The organism is Conyzicola nivalis, from assembly GCF_040548875.1.
Lineage (GTDB): Bacteria > Actinomycetota > Actinomycetes > Actinomycetales > Microbacteriaceae > Conyzicola > Conyzicola nivalis_A.
Genome location: NZ_JBEPSJ010000001.1, coordinates 1,514,797 through 1,531,003, shown reverse-complemented (window position 1 = coordinate 1,531,003; position 16,207 = coordinate 1,514,797). Strand labels below are relative to the sequence as shown.

Annotated in this window: 15 protein-coding genes; 10 read left to right on the top strand and 5 right to left on the bottom strand. The window is 68.9% G+C overall.

Features of this window, described 5'->3' with window-relative positions:
- Positions 1 to 12 precede the first annotated feature (12 nt).
- On the top strand, positions 13 to 1,035 hold the full coding sequence (locus ABIE21_RS07550; protein WP_354024159.1) for an alpha/beta hydrolase: 1,023 nt from the start codon (positions 13 to 15) through the stop codon (positions 1,033 to 1,035).
- On the opposite strand, the gene ABIE21_RS07545 is transcribed toward ABIE21_RS07550, so the two are convergent.
- A complete protein-coding gene (locus ABIE21_RS07545) occupies positions 1,032 to 3,602 on the bottom strand; it encodes a DUF4062 domain-containing protein (protein WP_354024158.1) in 2,571 nt (856 codons plus the stop codon). The two genes, ABIE21_RS07550 and ABIE21_RS07545, sit on opposite strands and share 4 nt — an antisense overlap.
- 324 nt (positions 3,603 to 3,926) lie before the next feature.
- Here ABIE21_RS07545 and ABIE21_RS07540 point away from each other — a divergent pair, with 324 nt between their 5' ends.
- Entirely contained in the window at positions 3,927 to 4,439 is a 513-nt protein-coding gene (locus ABIE21_RS07540) for a macro domain-containing protein (protein ID WP_354024157.1), read from the top strand.
- Positions 4,440 to 4,476: 37 nt separating this feature from the next.
- Here ABIE21_RS07540 and ABIE21_RS07535 read toward each other — a convergent pair whose 3' ends face one another.
- On the bottom strand, positions 4,477 to 5,304 hold the full coding sequence (locus tag ABIE21_RS07535) for a hypothetical protein (protein WP_354024156.1): 828 nt from the start codon (positions 5,302 to 5,304) through the stop codon (positions 4,477 to 4,479).
- Positions 5,301 to 5,963, bottom strand: a complete 663-nt coding sequence (locus tag ABIE21_RS07530; RefSeq protein ID WP_354024155.1) for a SatD family protein — start codon at positions 5,961 to 5,963, stop codon at positions 5,301 to 5,303. Before ABIE21_RS07530 ends, ABIE21_RS07535 begins: the two co-directional genes overlap by 4 nt.
- Positions 5,964 to 6,077: 114 nt before the next feature.
- Between ABIE21_RS07530 and ABIE21_RS07525 the strand changes: the two genes are divergently transcribed.
- The 7 genes from ABIE21_RS07525 to ABIE21_RS07495 all read left to right on the top strand — a co-directional run bounded on the left by ABIE21_RS07525 (position 6,078) and on the right by ABIE21_RS07495 (position 14,226).
- Positions 6,078 to 7,157, top strand: a complete 1,080-nt coding sequence (locus ABIE21_RS07525) for a LacI family DNA-binding transcriptional regulator (RefSeq protein WP_354024154.1) — start codon at positions 6,078 to 6,080, stop codon at positions 7,155 to 7,157.
- Between the two features lie 123 nt (positions 7,158 to 7,280).
- Entirely contained in the window at positions 7,281 to 8,942 is a 1,662-nt protein-coding gene (locus ABIE21_RS07520; RefSeq protein WP_354024418.1) for an ABC transporter substrate-binding protein, read from the top strand.
- Entirely contained in the window at positions 8,935 to 9,984 is a 1,050-nt protein-coding gene (locus ABIE21_RS07515; protein WP_354024153.1) for an ABC transporter permease, read from the top strand. Before ABIE21_RS07520 ends, ABIE21_RS07515 begins: the two co-directional genes overlap by 8 nt.
- Positions 9,981 to 10,895, top strand: a complete 915-nt coding sequence (locus tag ABIE21_RS07510; RefSeq protein WP_354024152.1) for an ABC transporter permease — start codon at positions 9,981 to 9,983, stop codon at positions 10,893 to 10,895. Before ABIE21_RS07515 ends, ABIE21_RS07510 begins: the two co-directional genes overlap by 4 nt.
- Positions 10,892 to 12,604 (top strand): ABC transporter ATP-binding protein, encoded by a 1,713-nt coding sequence (locus ABIE21_RS07505; protein ID WP_354024151.1) that lies wholly within the window; start codon positions 10,892 to 10,894, stop codon positions 12,602 to 12,604. Before ABIE21_RS07510 ends, ABIE21_RS07505 begins: the two co-directional genes overlap by 4 nt.
- Before the next feature lie 49 nt (positions 12,605 to 12,653).
- Positions 12,654 to 13,844: a glycoside hydrolase family 1 protein gene (locus ABIE21_RS07500; protein ID WP_354024150.1), complete on the top strand. Its 1,191-nt coding sequence runs from the start codon at positions 12,654 to 12,656 to the stop codon at positions 13,842 to 13,844.
- A gap of 94 nt (positions 13,845 to 13,938) precedes the next feature.
- Positions 13,939 to 14,226: an antibiotic biosynthesis monooxygenase family protein gene (locus ABIE21_RS07495; protein WP_354024149.1), complete on the top strand. Its 288-nt coding sequence runs from the start codon at positions 13,939 to 13,941 to the stop codon at positions 14,224 to 14,226.
- Positions 14,227 to 14,264: 38 nt separating this feature from the next.
- On the opposite strand, the gene ABIE21_RS07490 is transcribed toward ABIE21_RS07495, so the two are convergent.
- Positions 14,265 to 14,924 carry an NAD(P)H-hydrate epimerase gene (locus tag ABIE21_RS07490; protein WP_354024148.1) on the bottom strand — a complete coding sequence of 220 codons (660 nt, stop codon included), beginning with the start codon at positions 14,922 to 14,924 and terminating at the stop codon, positions 14,265 to 14,267.
- 135 nt (positions 14,925 to 15,059) lie between these two features.
- Between ABIE21_RS07490 and ABIE21_RS07485 the strand changes: the two genes are divergently transcribed.
- On the top strand, positions 15,060 to 15,422 hold the full coding sequence (locus ABIE21_RS07485) for a DUF3054 domain-containing protein (protein ID WP_354024147.1): 363 nt from the start codon (positions 15,060 to 15,062) through the stop codon (positions 15,420 to 15,422).
- A 104-nt stretch (positions 15,423 to 15,526) separates the two neighbouring features.
- Here the strand turns inward: ABIE21_RS07485 and ABIE21_RS07480 are convergent, their stop codons facing one another.
- Positions 15,527 to 16,189, bottom strand: a complete 663-nt coding sequence (locus ABIE21_RS07480; RefSeq protein WP_354024146.1) for a cold shock and DUF1294 domain-containing protein — start codon at positions 16,187 to 16,189, stop codon at positions 15,527 to 15,529.
- Positions 16,190 to 16,207: the final 18 nt, after the last annotated feature.

Here is a 16,207-nt window from a genome sequence, read left to right as displayed (position 1 = left end):
TAGGCTCGCGGTATGTCGAACAAAGTTCAGGGCTGGCTGGGACTCAAACGTCATTCGATCCCGCTCGCGGCCCTCGTGCTGGGGCTGGTCGCGGCCCTCGTCGCCGTGCTGAGTCCGTGGCCGGCCGCCCTGCTGATCCGAGGCGTGTTCGAGAAGGGTGCGGCGGACACGCACGCCGAGATGGAGCCCTACGCGCCGGAGAACGGCGTGGCGGCCACCCTCGACGTTTCGTACGCGGACGCAGGGCCGGACACCACCTTCGACGTGTTCTCGCCCGACGGCGGAGACGACGCGCTGCCGACCGTCGTCTGGATCCACGGCGGCGCGTGGATCTCGGGCGACAAGCACGACGTCAGCCCGTACCTGCGCACCATCGCCGACCGCGGCTACACGACTGTGGCGCTGAATTACACGATCTCACCCGAGACCACGTATCCGACGGCGCTCGGCCAGCTCAACGGCGCGCTGGCTTTCCTCGTCGACCATGCCGACGAGTACCGCATCGACCCCGGCCGCTTGGTGATCGCCGGCGACTCGGCCGGCGCGCAGCTCACGAGCCAGCTGGCGACGCTGGTCTCCAACCCCGCCTACGCCGACCTCGTCGGGATGGAGCCTGCCCTCGACCGCGAGCAGCTGCGGGCCGTGGTGCTCAATTGTGGAATCTACGACGTCAGCGGCATCCCGAACGCCCCGGGCATCGGCGGCTGGGGCTTTCGAGTAGCCCTCTGGTCGTACATCGGCGACCGCGACTGGTCCGACCATCCCGGCGGCGTAGAGATGTCGACCCTCGACTTCGTCACCGCCGACTTTCCGCAGACCTGGATCTCGGGCGGCAACGGCGACCCGCTCACCCCGACGCAGTCCCGGCCGCTGGCGGCGAGGCTCGACGAGCTGGGTGTGCCGGTGACTACGGTGTTCTATGCCGACGACCACGAGCCGTCGCTGCCGCACGAGTACCAGTTCCACCTCGACTTCGCCGACGCCCGCGACGCGCTCGAGTCGACCATCGCGTTCCTCGACGAGGTCACGGCCTAGCTGCTGGCGGCGTGGACGACCGGGGCGGTCGCCGCGGTCCTATCGAGTGCGAAGCGCACCGCCTCGTCGATCGACATGTCCCGACCCTCCCTGCGCGCGCGTTCCAGCTCGACCGCGTGCGCGGCGAGAATCGGCGTGAGGTAGTGCTTGTGAAACGAGAAGCTCCGCGCGTCGCCGAGCCCGGTCTGCCTGCGCAGCGACTCCGAGGCCCGCAGCAGCCGGCCGGCGCGGTCGACCAGCCCCTCGGCTGCGGCGATGGCCGTCAGGCCCTCGAGCCCGTAGGCGACGCCCTCGGCGTGACCCAGCCGGGCCGAGATGGCGAGGCTCTCCTCGAACGACGCGCGTGCGTCGTCCGGGTGTCCGAGAACGAGCTGCGCCCAGCCGGTGTGCTGCAGGGCGGTGGCGATGCCCATGTCCTCACCCTGGGCGCGGGCCAGCGACAGGCTCTTCTCGAAGCGTTCCATGGCGAGGTGCACCGACTTCTGCACCAGTGCGACGCGTCCGGAGGTCACGAGGGCCATCGCCTCACCCCAGCTGTCGTGCGCATCCCTGAGCAGCGCGATGCTGCGGTCGAGAGACTCCTCCGCGCGCTTCGCGTCGGGAGGCCGATTGGCGACGGCCGCGAGGGCCAGAGACAGTTCGGCGAGGCCCTCGCCCGAGCGGTCCTCGGCGCGGGCAAACAGCTCGACGCTCTCGGTGAGACCCGGCATGACGCGGTCGTTGGGCTCCTGCCAGAGCGCGATCGAGTGGATGAAGTACAGCGCCCGGGCCCTCGTGCGGTCGTCGAGCTCGACACCCGAGCCGAGCAGCTCGTCCATCCACGCCCGCACCTCACCGAGCAGTCCGCCCAGCCACCAGTAGATGAGCAGCGACCACGAGAACTGTGCCAGGTTCGTGGCATCCCGTGTATCGAGAAGAAACCGCGCGACCGCGCGAAGGTCGTCACGGTCGCCGTTCAGCAGCGCGATCGCCTCGCGCTGGCCGCCGTCTTTCAGATCGGTCTCCAGCGACCGCGCGAGCATCACGAAGTACCGGGCATGCGCCGTGCGCGTGGCCTCCAGCGACCCGTCGGCCTCGAGCTGCTCGAGCGTGTACTCCCGCACGGTGGTGAGCATCGAATAGTAGGGCCGACCGCCGCGGTCCTGCTCGCGCACCAGGCTGTTGTCGACCAGCGTGCCGAGCCCGACGAGCGGATCGAAGTCGGGGCCGGATGAATCCTCCGTCACGAACTCGACGGCCTCGAGCGAGAACGAACCGGCGAATACGCCGAGTTCGGCGAGCAGCCGTTTGTCACGGTCGTTCAGCAGCTGCGTGCTCCACTCGATGGTACGGCGCAGGGTCTGCTGCCGCTCCGGGAGGTCGCGGGGCCCGCCCGAGAGCAGCGACAGCCGACGGTCGAGGCGGGCGAGCATCGAGGCGGGCGTCAGCATCCTGCTCCTCGCCGCGGCGAGCTCGATCGCGAGCGGCACGCCCTCGAGTGCGGCGCAGATCGCCGCGATCGCGTCGACGTTCTCGGGCGTGACCTCGAAGTCCGGTTTGACCGCGCGAGCCCGCTCGATGAAGAGGGCGACCGCTGCCGCTTCCGCCGCCGAGGTGTCGCGGGTGTGGCCGGCGTGCGGAAGCGCGAGCGGACCGACATCGACCGCGTGTTCGCCCGATACGCGGAGGAGTGCCCTGCTGGTGACGAGCAGCTTCAGGCCGGGCGCCGCGGAGAGCAGTGGGATCAGCCCCGGTGCCGCCGCGAGCACCTGCTCGAAGTTGTCGAGCACGACGAGCATCCGGCGCTGCCGCAGCGCCGTCGTGAGCTTCTCGGTGATGGGACGGTCGCCGGTGTCGAGAACGCCGAGTGCCTCGGCCATCGCGTTCGGCACGAGGGCGGGGTCGCTCACCGCAGTGAGGTCGACGAACGCGGTCTCCCCGCCGCGGGCGCGTGCTCGGCTGGCGACGTCGATCGCCAGTCGGCTCTTTCCGATCCCACCGGGGCCGATGAGGGTGACGAGACGGACTGCGTCGCGCCGCAGCAGAGCCTCGACGGTGTCGAGCTCGGCGTCGCGGCCGATCAGCTCGGTGAGCGGGACCGGGGCTATGGCCGCCTCGGGCTCGAGCAGTGTCGGTGCCGTCTCGCCGGTGGGCTCCTGGCGGCTCTGGTCGAACCGCTCGGCGAGCAGCGTGGCGAGGTCGGCCTCGAGCAGCCGGCGCAGCTCCTGCGGTGTGGAGAAGTACTTGAACGACGCACCGTCGTCGTCGCGCACACGGTCGAGAAGTTCGACCAGCCGTTCCTCCCGGTTCTCTGCCGACTCTTTGATGTAGATGAGCTTCGGCAGATCGGGCGCGAGGTTGTACTCGTCTTCGAGCCCTGACACGGGCTCCCCGGGCGCCACCCAGCCGTACCGTTCGCCGTAGAGGCCGACGAAGACGTCGCTCTGACGCAGGTAAGCGCGGTAGAGCTCCCGCGGGGGATGGGGTCGCGCGCCGAGCTCGAACATCACCGGCGCGAGGCGGAGTCGCTCGATGGCGACCCTTGCTGATTTCCGTTCGGCGGCGAGCTCTCTGAGAGTCGAACTCACGAAGACTCGCAACCGTTGATCGGGCGTTCGGATACCACCCGAGGTGGGCTTCATGACCATGATTGTGGCGCTACAGAGCCCGTGCGGTCTACCCCTCCGCCTAATGGGGGGCGGTCGGCCGCCCTCTGCGAGCAGAGGGGCAAACAATCGATGTTGAGGGCGTGCTTGAGGAGCGGATGTTTGCCCCGCTGGTCGGGTGGTCGGGCTGAGGGGCAGGCAATCGATGTTGAGGGCGTGCTTGAGGAGCGGATGTTTGCCCCGCTGCACTGTGCACGGCGGAGGTCGTCGTCGACGGGCTCGGCGCAGGGGAGTAGCGTGCACGGAGTGACCGAGATTGCAGCGACCCAGGCCGACATCACGCGATTTCCGAGCGAGGTGATCGTGAACGCTGCCAATCCGAGCCTGCTCGGCGGCGGGGGAGTCGACGGCGCGATCCACCGTGCGGCCGGACCGCGACTGCTCGAGGCGTGCCGCGAGCTGGGCGGCGCACGAACGGGCGAGGCGAAGATGACCGACGCCTTCGACATCGCGACAGCCGAGAAGATCGTGCACGCGGTGGGCCCCGTCTACTCCGCCTACCCGCCCGCGGAGGCCGCCCGGCTGCTCGCCGCCTGCTACCGCGCCAGCCTGGATCTCGCGGCGGGTCATCGCTCGATCGCGTTCCCGGCGATCTCGACCGGTGTCTACGGGTTCCCGATCGGGGAGGCGTCCGCCGTCGCGGTCGCGGCGGTGCGTGGCTGGCTCGCCGAGCACCCGGACACGCGGCTCGAGACCGTCACTCTGGTCGCCCACGGCGCCGCCGACCTGAGAGCCATAGAGCAGGCGCTCGCAGATTAGTGGAGCACTAATAAACTGGCAAGAATAAGCCTCGGACTTATAGCCGCGTCGATCCGGTGACGATCTGGAGGACGACGAGCAGCACGAGCGCCCAGCTCGCGAAGCTGCCGACGAGGAAGTACTCGGCCTTCGAGCCGCCGACGGCGTCTTTAGAGATCTCGGGAAAACGGATGATCCCCTTCGCGGCGACGATCGCCGCCACGGCGGTGAACGCGCCCGCGAGCACGAGCGCGAGCAGGAACAGGCGCTCGAGCGGGCCGATGAACCTGCCTCCCTTGAGCTCGGTGAACGGAGCGACGGGTGCGGGCGTCGGCGGCTCGGCCGCCGCGCTGCTCGACCGCCACCAGGAGCGGCGAGTCGTCATGCGAACGGGCGGGGTGGATGACTCGGCAGCGAGCACCTCGGCGGTGCGGGTCTTCTCGCCCCGCAGGGCGAGCCGCACGATCACGTTCGCGGTCTCCACGAGAAACAGCGCACCGCCGATCGTGAGCGCGAACGACGTGAACGGCACGACGCTGAGGGCGGTGTAGGGCAGTTCGCGGTACCAGTCCACGATCGGGCCCGAGACCGGCGGCAGCAGCGGCCCCCACACGAACGCGACGACGACCACGGCCGCGATGCCGCCCACCGCCCAGTAGCCGGCCCGGTGGCTGCCGTCGGATTCACGGGTCGACGCCAGCCAGCCGATGACCGCGGCCGCTGCGACGGGCGACCACCACCAGTGCTGTCCGCTGCCGATCGAGGCGAGCAGGAACGCGGCGATGCCGAGGAACGCCGCGAGCCACAGCCGCGGCAGGCTCGACGACCGGGCGCGTACGAGGTCGGCGATCCCGAGGGCGCCGAGCAGCAGGGCGAGCAGGATCACGACTCGACCCCCGACAGCAGCGACTCGCTGGCCATCAGCGCGTTGGCGCCGCTGCGGCTGAGGTTCTGGGAGACGGCCGACTGCGTGACACCCTCCTGGGCTGCGAGCTCGACCTGGGTCGCGCCGATCAGCTGGCCGAGCAGCAGACGGCGGGCGCGGGGATTCATGGTGCCGACGATGTGGTCGCGCCCGAGGAGGTAGGCGTTGACGAGTCCCTCGAAGCGCGCGTCATCCGCGTTCTGCTCCACGGTGCTCGAGCTGAACCAGGTGCGCACGAAGCCGAGCTTCGAGTACTCGTGCCGTCGTGCCTCATCGATTGCCTTCCTCGCCGACCACCATGCGGATCCATCCTGCAGCACACCGGCGACACCCGTGCCGATCGTGGCGATCTCGCCGAGCCCGAGGCCGAAACGGCAGTCCACCCCGTCGGGCAGGTAGAGCCGGGCGAGCAGGGTTGCCCGGGCGGCTGTGCCGACGTCGGCGTAGACGGCCTGAAACTCGTCGCCGACGGTGGGCGCGAGGGGCTGCAGGGCGGTGACGGTGTCGTTGACCCGGCCGAATGCATCCTCGATCTCGCGTTGCAGAGCGCGTCGGTCCGCGTGCGAGCGGGACTTCGAGACGTCGACGATAACGGCAACGGAGGGGGCTGAAGCATCCATTACATTAGTCTAAGACTTATTCTGCCAAAATATAAGACTTGAGCTTATGCATAGCGCACCGCGGAGCCGCGATTAGGCTGACAGGGCGGTTCACCGAGGCGAGGAGATGAGCGGATGGCGAAGGCGCCCACGGTCTACGACGTCGCCGAACGCGCTCACGTATCGATCGCCACGGTCTCGCGAGTGCTGCGCAGCCCCGACGCCGTGCGCGAGACCACCCGCGACCGGGTGATGGAGGCAGTGCGCTATCTCGGCTACGTGCCGAGCGGCAACGCGCGCGCCCTCGCGGCGCGACGCACCAACGTGATCGGTCTGTTCTTCCCGGGGCACGACGACCTCGACATCAGCGCCGCGCTCAGCCAGTCGGCGGGGGCCGAGGTGCCGATCGTCGTCGACGACGGCAGCCTGGTGCAGGAGACCGAGAACCTCTACTTCGACGAGGTGCTGCGCGGAGCCGAGATCGAGGCCTGGCGGCGCGGATTCGCGCTCATGGTCGCCGCCGGCCGCGGTGCCTCGCGGGAGGCGCTCGTCAACGACATAGCCGGACGTGTCGACGGCCTCGCCGTGCTCGCGCGCACTGTCTCCGACGAACTGCTCGCCCACGTCGCCAGGCGCATCCCCGTCGTGGTGCTCGCCGGATCCGAACGCGACGACGGCTTCGACCACGTCAGCGCGAGCAACGGTCCGGGAATGCGAGCCCTCGCCGGCCATGTGCTGGGCGCCCATGGAGTGCGCGACGTCGTGTACATCGCGGGACCCGAGGACTCGCCCGACGACGCCGAGCGGCTCGACGGGTTCCGCGCCGCACTGCACGAGGCGGGAATCGTGGAGAGCGACGTGCCTGTCTACCGCGGCGACTTCACACGCGAGCGGGGGAGGGCGATCGGTGAGAGGATCCTGGCGTACCACACGCCGCGAGCCGTCGTCTGCTCGAACGACCAGACCGCGCTCGGCGTGCTCGACGTGCTCGAGGCGCGGGGCATCCGGGTTCCCGACGACGTGCTCGTCACCGGCTTCGACGGCATCACCGCCGGACGCCACTCGCGACCGACGCTCACCACGGTGCATCAGCCGATGGTCGAGCTCGGGCGGGCCGCCGTGCACGCCATCACCGCGCGCCTCGACGATCCGACCCTCGCCGCGCAGTCGCTCACGCTGCCCGTGCAGGTCGTGCTGCGGGCGAGCTGCCCGTAGGCGCGCAGACACCCTTCCCGGGGCCGAGTCGCTTCCCGCGATCGGTTGCAATCCGCAATGTATGCGCTTACAGTAGGACGAGATCAACAGTTCAGTTCAACGACGACTGAGAAAACGGTAGTGATGAAGCAACCAGGCAAGACCCGCATACGGCGCACCCTCGCGGCGTTCGCTGTCGCCACGACGGGCGTGATGCTCGCGGCGTGCAGCATCCAGATCCAGAGCGCGCCCGACCCGTCCATTCCCGACGACACCATGCTCGTCGCCGCCGACAACGGCTCGCCGCTGTTCGAGCGCAATTTCAATCCGTACATGACGAACAAGCGCACCGCCGCGTTCTACATGTATGAGCCGCTCGTGATCCTCGACAACGTGACCGGCGAGGAGCACCCCTGGCTCTCCACCGGCTACGAGCTCACCGACCCGTCGACCGTCGTCTACACGATCCGCGACGGCGTCGAGTGGAGCGACGGCGAGCCGTTCACCCCCGACGACGTCGCCTTCAGCTTCCACCTTCTCAAAGAGGTGCCCGCCTTCGACATCCAGGGCATCTGGAGCTACATCGACAGCGTCGAGACCACGGACACGACCGTGACCGTTCACCTCAACGCGGCAGACGTGCCCGCGGCGCAGCTCATCGGCACGACGCTCATCGTTCCGGAGCACATCTGGAAAGACGTCGACGACCCGGAGACCTACCGCAACCCCGACCCCGTGGGCACCGGTCCGTACACCCTCGGCAACTTCGCCGCCCAGCAGTACACGGTCGACAAGAACGAGGGCTACTGGCAGGCCGACAAGGTCGCCGCCGAGCACATCATCCTGCCGGCGACCAACACGCAGCTCGACGTAGCGACGAAGGGCTACGACTGGGCGTACTCGTTCATCAGCGACGTCGAGGGCACCTGGGTCGCCGCCGGCAACAAGAACACCTACTGGTTCCCGCCGGGAGGCACGATCGCGCTCTTCCCGAACCTCACCAAGGCGCCGTTCGACGACCTCAATCTGCGCAAGGGGCTCTCGGCATCGCTCGACCGCGCCGCCGTCGGCGACGCCGCGGCCGAGGGCTACATGGACCCGGCCGGCCAGACCAACATCCTGCTGCCGTACCAGAAGGATGCACTCGACCCGTCGATCCCCGACGCCGGACTGCTCACGAAAGACGACGCATCCGCTCTCGACTTCTTCGCCAAGGCCGGCTACACCCAGCAGGGCGGCAAGCTCGTCGACGCCGCCGGAACGCAGCTGAGTTTCAAGATCACCACGGCCAACGGCTACAACGACTGGCTCAAGGGCGTGCAGGAGGTGCAGAAGCAGTGGGGCGCCATCGGCATCGACGTGAAGATCGACTCGCCGCAGCCCGCCGCCTACCAGCTCGCGCTGCGCAACGGCGAGTACGACCTCGCGATGGGCGGCACGGGAGGCACCGGCTCGATCTTCCGCGACTTCAACAGCCTGCTCTCGAGCGACTACCTCAAGCCCGTGGGCGAGGAGGCCGGCAACAACTTCCAGCGCTTCGACAGCCCAGAGGCGCAGGCGCTCCTCGACCAGTACAAACTGGCGATCGACGAGGCGACCCAGACCGAGCTCGGCTACCAGCTTCAGAAGATCGTCTACGACCAGCTGCCCGTGCTCAGCCTGTACTACGGCGGATCGTGGGGACTCGTGAGCGACGCCAAGTTCACCGGCTGGCCGAGCGAGAAAGACCCCTACGCGAGTCCGAAGACCTACGAGTCGACACCCCTGCTCGTTCTCACCCACCTGAAGGCGGTCAACGATGACTAGCGCGACCCTGACGACGGATGCCGCGGCACCGTCCCACACACCGGGCGGCGGCAGGCGCGCCCTCGTCTACACGCTGCGAAAGCTCGGCCTGTTCGTCCTCACGCTGTGGGCGGCCATCACCCTGAACTTCGCCCTCCCGCGGCTCATGCCCGGATCGCCCGCCGACGCCGCGCTCGCAAAGCTCTCGCAGAACGGGCCGGTGAGCGAAGCCACCAAGGCTGCGATCGAGGCCCAGCTGGGAGTGCCCACCGGCAACATCCTCGAGCAGTACGTGGCCTACCTGCACCAGGTCGTCACCCTCGACTTCGGCGTCTCGTACACGTTCTACCCGCAGTCGGTGTCTGAACTGGTCTCGACGGCACTGCCGTACACCCTCGTGCTCGTCGGCGTCGTGACCATCGTCGCCTTCGTGCTCGGCACGCTGCTCGGTGTGCTCGCGGCGTGGAAGCGCGGCACCTGGCTCGACACCCTGCCGACCCTGGCCGGCTCGTTCGCGAGCGCGTTCCCGTACTTCTGGACGGCCCTACTGCTGCTGTTCTTCGCGGGCTACGTCTGGCGGCTGTTCCCGACCAGCGGCGCGTACGGTCCCACGGCGAGCCCGGAGCTCAGCTTCTCGTTCCTCGGTGACGCGCTGTACCACGCGTTCCTGCCTGCGCTCACGATCCTGATCACGTCGCTCGGCGGCTGGATCCTCGGCATGCGCAACACGATGATCTCGACGCTCGGCGACGACTACGTGACCTTCGCCGAGGCGAACGGGCTCAAGCCCCGCACCGTTGCCCTGCGGTACGCCGCCCGCAACGCGATCCTGCCGAACCTCACCTCGTTCGGGCTCGCGCTCGGCGGTGTCGTCGGCGGGTCCATCCTCGTCGAACGGGTCTTCGGATACCCCGGCGTCGGCTACCTGCTCTTCAACGCGGTCACCAACCAGGACTACCCGTTGATGCAGGCCCTGTTCCTGATGATCACCGTCAGCGTGCTCGTCGCCAATTTCCTCGTCGACATTCTGTACGGCGTGCTGGACCCGAGGACGAGACGATGACGACTCAGACCATGCCCCGACCCGAGACCGTGATCCCGAACGCGCCCAGCGCGTGGAAGGTGTTCGCCCGCGTCGCCTCGACCATCTGGTCGAACGGCAAAGCCCGCATCGGCATCGTGGTGCTCGCCCTCTTCATCCTGATCGCGGTATTCGCGCCGCTCATCGCCCCCTACGGTGCGCGTGAGAACGGCTTCCCACGCAGCGCCGACGCGAGTCCCGAGCACTGGCTCGGCACCACCGCCGCCGGCGAAGACGTGCTGAGCCAGCTCATCTGGGGATCGCAGATCAGCATCTTCGTCGGCCTCACCGCCGGCCTGCTCTCGACGATCATCGCTGTGCTGATCGGCCTCTCCTGGGGCTATGTGCGCGGCTTCGCGGCCGACGTGATCAACTTCGTCGTCAACCTGTTCCTGGTGATCCCCGGCCTGCCGCTCATGATCGTGATCGCCGCCTACCTCTCCGGCGGCGGCATCGGGATGATCATCGTCGTGGTGGTCATCACCGGCTGGGCCTGGGGCGCGCGCGTGCTGCGCAGCCAGACGCAGTCGTTGCGATCCCGAGACTTCGTGACGGCGGCCGTGTTCAGCGGCGAACGTCCGTTCCGCATCGTGTTCCGCGAGATCCTGCCGAACATGACCTCGCTGATCGTCGGCAACTTCTTCGGGGCGGCCACCGCGGCAATCCTCGCGGAGGCCGGTCTCGAGTACCTCGGACTCGGCGACTCGAGCATCGTCAGCTGGGGCACCATGCTTTTCTGGGCGCAGAACTCGAACGCCCTGCTCACCGGACAGTGGGCGCTGCTCTTCGCGCCCGGCCTGTGCATCGCGCTGCTCGCCACCTCACTCACCCTCATCAACTTCGGCGTGGACGGCATCAGCAACCCGCGCCTTCGCGAAGGAGCGAAGCGATGAACACGACCACCACCATGAACGACACGATCCTCGAAGTGCACGACCTGTCGGTCGACTACGGATACGGGGCGGATGCGACCCACGCCGTGCGCAATGTCGAGTTCCGGCTCGCGAGAGGCGAGTTCGTCGGACTCGTGGGCGAGTCCGGCTCGGGCAAGTCGACGCTGGGGTTCGCCCTGACCGGGTTGAGCAAACCGCCCGCCCACATCGAGAAGGGTCGCATCCTCTTCGGCGGCAAAGACATCGCGAGCCTCAGTGCGGAGGGCCTCAGAGAGCAGCGGCACGGGGGCATCGCAATGGTGCTGCAGAGCGGCATGAACGCTCTCAATCCGGTACGGAGCATCCGCAACCACTTCGTCGACATATTCCGGGCGCACGGCCACGTCGCCCGCGACCAGTGGAACGACCGCGCGCTCGAGCTCGTGGGCAAGGTCGAGCTGCCCGCCACGGTGCTCGACCGTTACCCGGGGGAGCTGTCGGGAGGAATGCGCCAGCGCGTCTCGATCGCGCTCGCCCTGTCGCTCGAACCGCAGCTCATGGTGTTCGACGAGCCGACCACGGCGCTCGACGTTCTCGTGCAGCACGCCGTGATGAACACGATCATCGAGCTGCAGAAGTCGGAGAAGTTCACCGCCGTGCTGATCAGCCACGACCTGGGCATCGTGCTCGAGTCGGCGCAGCGGGTCATGGTGATGCACGAGGGCCGCATCGTCGAGGACGCGCCGGCGGGCGACATCCTGCACAACCCGCAGAACGAGTACACCCGCATGCTGCTGTCGCACTACGCCGACCCGCGCGCCGAGGTCGTCGAGCTGCCCGGCTTCGAAGACCGTGCCGTGCGTGCCGCGGCCGGAACCAGCCGGGCCGCGGGTGCCACCCACGCCGCGACCGTGTCGTCGCGCGAGCGCCGCACCGACCAGAAGTCGATCGTGGTCAGCAACGTCTCCAAGGTGTACCCGGCTCCGCGCCGCGGCGAGAGCTCCGTGCGCGCCGTCGACAAGGTGTCGTTCACGCTCGAACCGGGCGAGTCGCTCGCCCTCGTCGGGGCCTCGGGCAGTGGCAAGTCGACCATCGCGAAGATGATCACCGCCGTCGAGAAACCGACGGCAGGAAGCATCCGCTTCGGCGATCTCGACGTCGGGTCGCTGCGCCGCAGCCGGTTCCGCTCGCTGCACCGCGACGTGCAGATGGTCTTCCAAGACCCGTACTCGGCGCTGAACCCGCTGCACACCGTGGAGTACACGTTGACGCGTCCGATCGTGAACTTCACCGGCCAGACCGGCAACGACGCACGCCGTCGGGTGCTCGAGCTGCTCGACACCGTCGGTCTCTCGCCCGTCGAGGAGTTCGCGGCCAAGCTGCCGCACCAGCTCTCGGGCGGGCAGCGCCAGCGTGTCGTGATCGCCAGGGCGCTCGCGAGCAACCCGCAGGTGATCATCGCCGACGAGCCGGTGTCGATGCTCGACGTGTCGCTGCGCGCCGGCGTGCTCGCTCTGCTCGAAGACCTGCGCGAGCAGTGGGGCGTCTCGATGCTCTACATCACGCACGACCTGCTGAGCGCCCGCGTCGTCACCGACAACATCATGGTGCTCAACCAGGGCGCCGTCGTCGAGAGCGGCAATACCGCAGACGTGCTGCGCAACCCGCAGCACGACTACACGATGCGGCTGCTCGACGCGATTCCGAACCCGCGCAAGGACGTGGCCTGACCGCCGCCTCGCTTTCCACAAGAACACCGCACCACAAGGAGATACACCCATGCTCACTTTTCCCGACGGCTTCCTCTGGGGTGCCGCCACGGCCGCCCACCAGATCGAGGGCAACAACGTAGGCAGCAACTGGTGGGTGCACGAGAACGAACCGGGCACGACGATCGTCGAACCGAGCGGCGACGCCGCCGACAGCTACCACCGCTACCGGGAGGACATGAGGATCCTCGCCGACCTCGGCCTCAACTCCTACCGCTTCAGCATCGAATGGTCGCGCATCGAGCCCGAGCGAGGACTCGTCTCGCGAGCATCCATCGACCACTACCGTCGAATGGTCGACGCGGCCCACGAGTTCGGCATCGAGCCGATCGTGACCCTGATGCACTTCACGGTGCCGCGGTGGTTCGAGACCGACGGCTTCTGGCGGGCGCCGGATGCCGCGGACCTCTTCGCCCGCTACACCGAGCTGGCGCTGCCGGTCGTCGCGGAGGGGGTCAACTACGTCTGCACGATCAACGAGCCGAACATCGCGGCGATGCTCGCCGGGGGAGAGGACGCCTCGAACCTCGTGGCCTACGGCCTGCCCAAGCCCGACCTGTTCGTCGCCGACGCCCTGCTCGAGTCGCACCGGCGTTCGCGAGAGGTGTTGTCGCAGGTGTCCGGTCTGAAGACCGGGTGGACCGTGGCGACGCAGGCCTTCGAGGCGGCGACCCTCGCCGACGGAACGGTCGAGCCCGGAGCCGCCGAGAAGCTGCACGAGATCGCCGACCCCGCCGAGAACTGGTACCTGACCAGCATCAAGGGCGACGACTTCGTCGGAGTGCAGGCCTACACGCGCAACATCGTTGGACCCGAGGGCATCCGCCCGCCGAAGCCCGAGGTCGAGAAGACGTTGACCCAGTGGGAGTACTTCCCGGCCGCCGCGGGCATCGGAGTGCGCGCGGCGTGGGAGCTGAGCGACCACGTTCCCGTGATGGTGACCGAGAACGGCATCGCCACCCAGGACGACGCACGCCGCATCGACTACACGCGCGGCGCCCTCGAGGGCCTGCACGCCTGCATCGACGACGGTATCGACCTGCTCGGCTACCAGCACTGGTCGGCGCTCGACAACTACGAATGGGCGTCCGGCTACGCGCCGACCTTCGGCCTCATCGCCTGGGACAAGGAGACGTTCGCCCGCACCCCGAAGCCGAGCGCCGCCTGGTACGGCGAGGTGGCGCGCAACAACGGCCTCTAGCGCCGCCCTGGGTCGCTGAGCCTGTCGAAGCGCTGACCACCCCGGTCGCTGAGCCTGTCGAAGCGCCCGCGGCCCCGCCGCTACGCTCGACACCATGCCGATCCTCGAACACGCCCTCCTGCCCGTCATCGCCGGGCGGGAGGGCGAGTTCGAGGCGGCCTTCGCCGAGGCGCGCGGCATCGTCGCGTCGATGCCCGGCTTCCGGTCGCTGCGGTTCGAGCGCGGCATCGAGACGCCGAACCACTACCTGCTGCTCATCGAGTGGGACACCCTCGACGACCACGAGGTCGGCTTCCGCTGCTCGCCGGAGTACCAGCAGTGGAAGGCCCTGCTGCACCACTTCTACGACCCGTTCCCGACAGTGACGCACTTCGGTCGCTGAGCCACTTCGGTCGCTGAGCCTGTCGAAGCGCGGTCGAATCATCCCGCGCGCCCCCGCACCACCGGCTCGACCTTCGCCAGTTCCTCGCCGAGGCCGATGTCGATCAGCCGCACCTCGCCCGCATACGCCACGGCCTGCCCGATGAGCAGCCCGGCCTTGTAGCCGCCGAACGTCACGGTGACCTCCGCGCGCAGCACGCACGGGTCGGGCACGCTTCCGTCGTCGGGGCCGATCCCGCTCGGGATGTCCACGGCGACCACACGCGGCGCCACCTCCAGCAGCGCGGCGACGATCTCTCGTGCGCGACCCCGTAGCGCGGGGCTCGCGCTGGTCCCGGTGCCGAGAATGCCGTCGATCACCAGATCAGCGGATGCCCCGACCCTACGTACCTCGTCGCCCGCGACCTCCGCCGCCCCCGAGGCGAGCGCGGCCGCGAGCGCCTCGGCGTGGATCCTGTCGCCCGTACGCACTACCGACACCGTCATGCCGCCGGACGCCAAGTGACCCGCGGCGAAGAGCGCGTCCGCGCCGTTGTCGCCGCTGCCCGCGAGCACGAGCACGTGTGCGTCGTCCCGGCCGAGCAGGGCTCGCACCTCGAGGGCGAGCCCCGCGGCCGCACGCTGCATGAGCGGAACGCCCGCCGCGAGCAGCGGCGCCTCGGCCGCACGGATCTGCGCGGCGCTGTACCCATCGACCATGCCGTCCATTGTGCCCTCCGGTCGCTGAGCCTGTCGAAGCGCCCGCCCCGGTCGCTGAGCCTGTCGAAGCGCGTGCCCCGGTCGCTGAGCCTGTCGAAGCGCCCGCCCCGTCGAACCGCGCGTACCGTTGAATTCATGCCCGCAGCCCTCGCCTTCGTCATCGACGCGCTCCTTGTGCTCGTCTTCGTGCTCATCGGCCGGGCGACCCACGCCGAGAACCCGCTGCTCGGCGCACTGATCACCTATTGGCCGTTCCTCGCCGGGCTCGTAGCCGGCTGGCTCGTCGGCCGAGCGTGGCGTCGGCCGCTGTCCGTCGTGCGCACGGGCCTGGTCGTGTGGACGGCGACGGTCGTGATCGGGCTGCTTCTGCGTGTGCTGAGCGACCAGGGCGTCCAGTGGAGCTTCGTGATCGTGACATCCGTCGTTCTCGGCGTCTTTCTGCTCGGATGGCGCGCCGTCGCGTCACTCGTACGCTCGCGCCGCGCCGCCCGCCCCTGACCCCGCGACCCCGGCCCGGCGTGGCCGCGACTTGTCACAAAGGGGTCGCTCGCCCGGCGAAACGCGCCCGTTAGTGACAACTGGCGACGCCGCGCCCGCCAGAGCTACAGGTCGAGCAGCGCCGCGACCAGCGGCGTCGCCAGCGCGACGAACAGCAGGACGTTGACCGCGACGACCGTCCAGAACGCGATGCGGAACGAGCGCTTCGCCGTCTTGTGCCGCAGGGTCTGCTGCGCGACGATCGCGCCCGGCCAGCCGCCGGCGAGCTCGAGCAGGTGCAGGGTGTTCTCCGGCACGCGCCTCCGCGACGTGCCCGCGGCGCGCTTGTCGACCGCGTAGACGACGACTGTGATCACGCTGGCGCCGATGTACAGCGCGTGCACCCAGATCGGGATGCGCCCCTCGCTCCACACACCGAGGTAGAGCGCGGCGAAGGCAGCGAGGATCAGGTAGCTCGGCAGCGCCGGTGCGGCCTTCGGGCGCGGCGCACGCGGGGGAGTCCGCCGATCAGACGCTCGGGATCCGCCGCCGGCGACGAAACGCACCGGTCGCGACGACGAGACGGCGGTCGCGCGGTCCTTGCCGTCAGACGACTCGATGCCGAAGCTGAGCGTGTCGCCGACGAGCGGACGCGCCGATCCGGGCGGGAAGGCGCTGATGTGCACGAACACCCGACGCCCGGAGCCGAGAGGGGATACGAAGCCGAAGCCGCGGTCGTCGTTCCACGAGCTCAGGGTTCCGCTGAATCGCTCGCCCCGTGATGCCATCTGCCGATGATAGCGACA

Excerpts from the sequence above, each read along its gene's own strand:
- ABIE21_RS07550 (WP_354024159.1), top strand. The coding sequence starts at position 13 with ATGTCGAACAAAGTTCAGGGCTGGCTGGGACTCAAACGTCATTCGATC.
- ABIE21_RS07530 (WP_354024155.1), bottom strand. The coding sequence starts at position 5,963 with ATGGATGCTTCAGCCCCCTCCGTTGCCGTTATCGTCGACGTCTCGAAG.
- ABIE21_RS07525 (WP_354024154.1), top strand. The coding sequence starts at position 6,078 with ATGGCGAAGGCGCCCACGGTCTACGACGTCGCCGAACGCGCTCACGTA.
- ABIE21_RS07520 (WP_354024418.1), top strand. The coding sequence starts at position 7,281 with ATGAAGCAACCAGGCAAGACCCGCATACGGCGCACCCTCGCGGCGTTC.
- ABIE21_RS07515 (WP_354024153.1), top strand. The coding sequence starts at position 8,935 with ATGACTAGCGCGACCCTGACGACGGATGCCGCGGCACCGTCCCACACA.
- ABIE21_RS07510 (WP_354024152.1), top strand. The coding sequence starts at position 9,981 with ATGACGACTCAGACCATGCCCCGACCCGAGACCGTGATCCCGAACGCG.
- ABIE21_RS07505 (WP_354024151.1), top strand. The coding sequence starts at position 10,892 with ATGAACACGACCACCACCATGAACGACACGATCCTCGAAGTGCACGAC.
- ABIE21_RS07500 (WP_354024150.1), top strand. The coding sequence starts at position 12,654 with ATGCTCACTTTTCCCGACGGCTTCCTCTGGGGTGCCGCCACGGCCGCC.
- ABIE21_RS07495 (WP_354024149.1), top strand. The coding sequence starts at position 13,939 with ATGCCGATCCTCGAACACGCCCTCCTGCCCGTCATCGCCGGGCGGGAG.
- ABIE21_RS07490 (WP_354024148.1), bottom strand. The coding sequence starts at position 14,924 with ATGGTCGATGGGTACAGCGCCGCGCAGATCCGTGCGGCCGAGGCGCCG.
- ABIE21_RS07485 (WP_354024147.1), top strand. The coding sequence starts at position 15,060 with ATGCCCGCAGCCCTCGCCTTCGTCATCGACGCGCTCCTTGTGCTCGTC.
- ABIE21_RS07480 (WP_354024146.1), bottom strand. The coding sequence starts at position 16,189 with ATGGCATCACGGGGCGAGCGATTCAGCGGAACCCTGAGCTCGTGGAAC.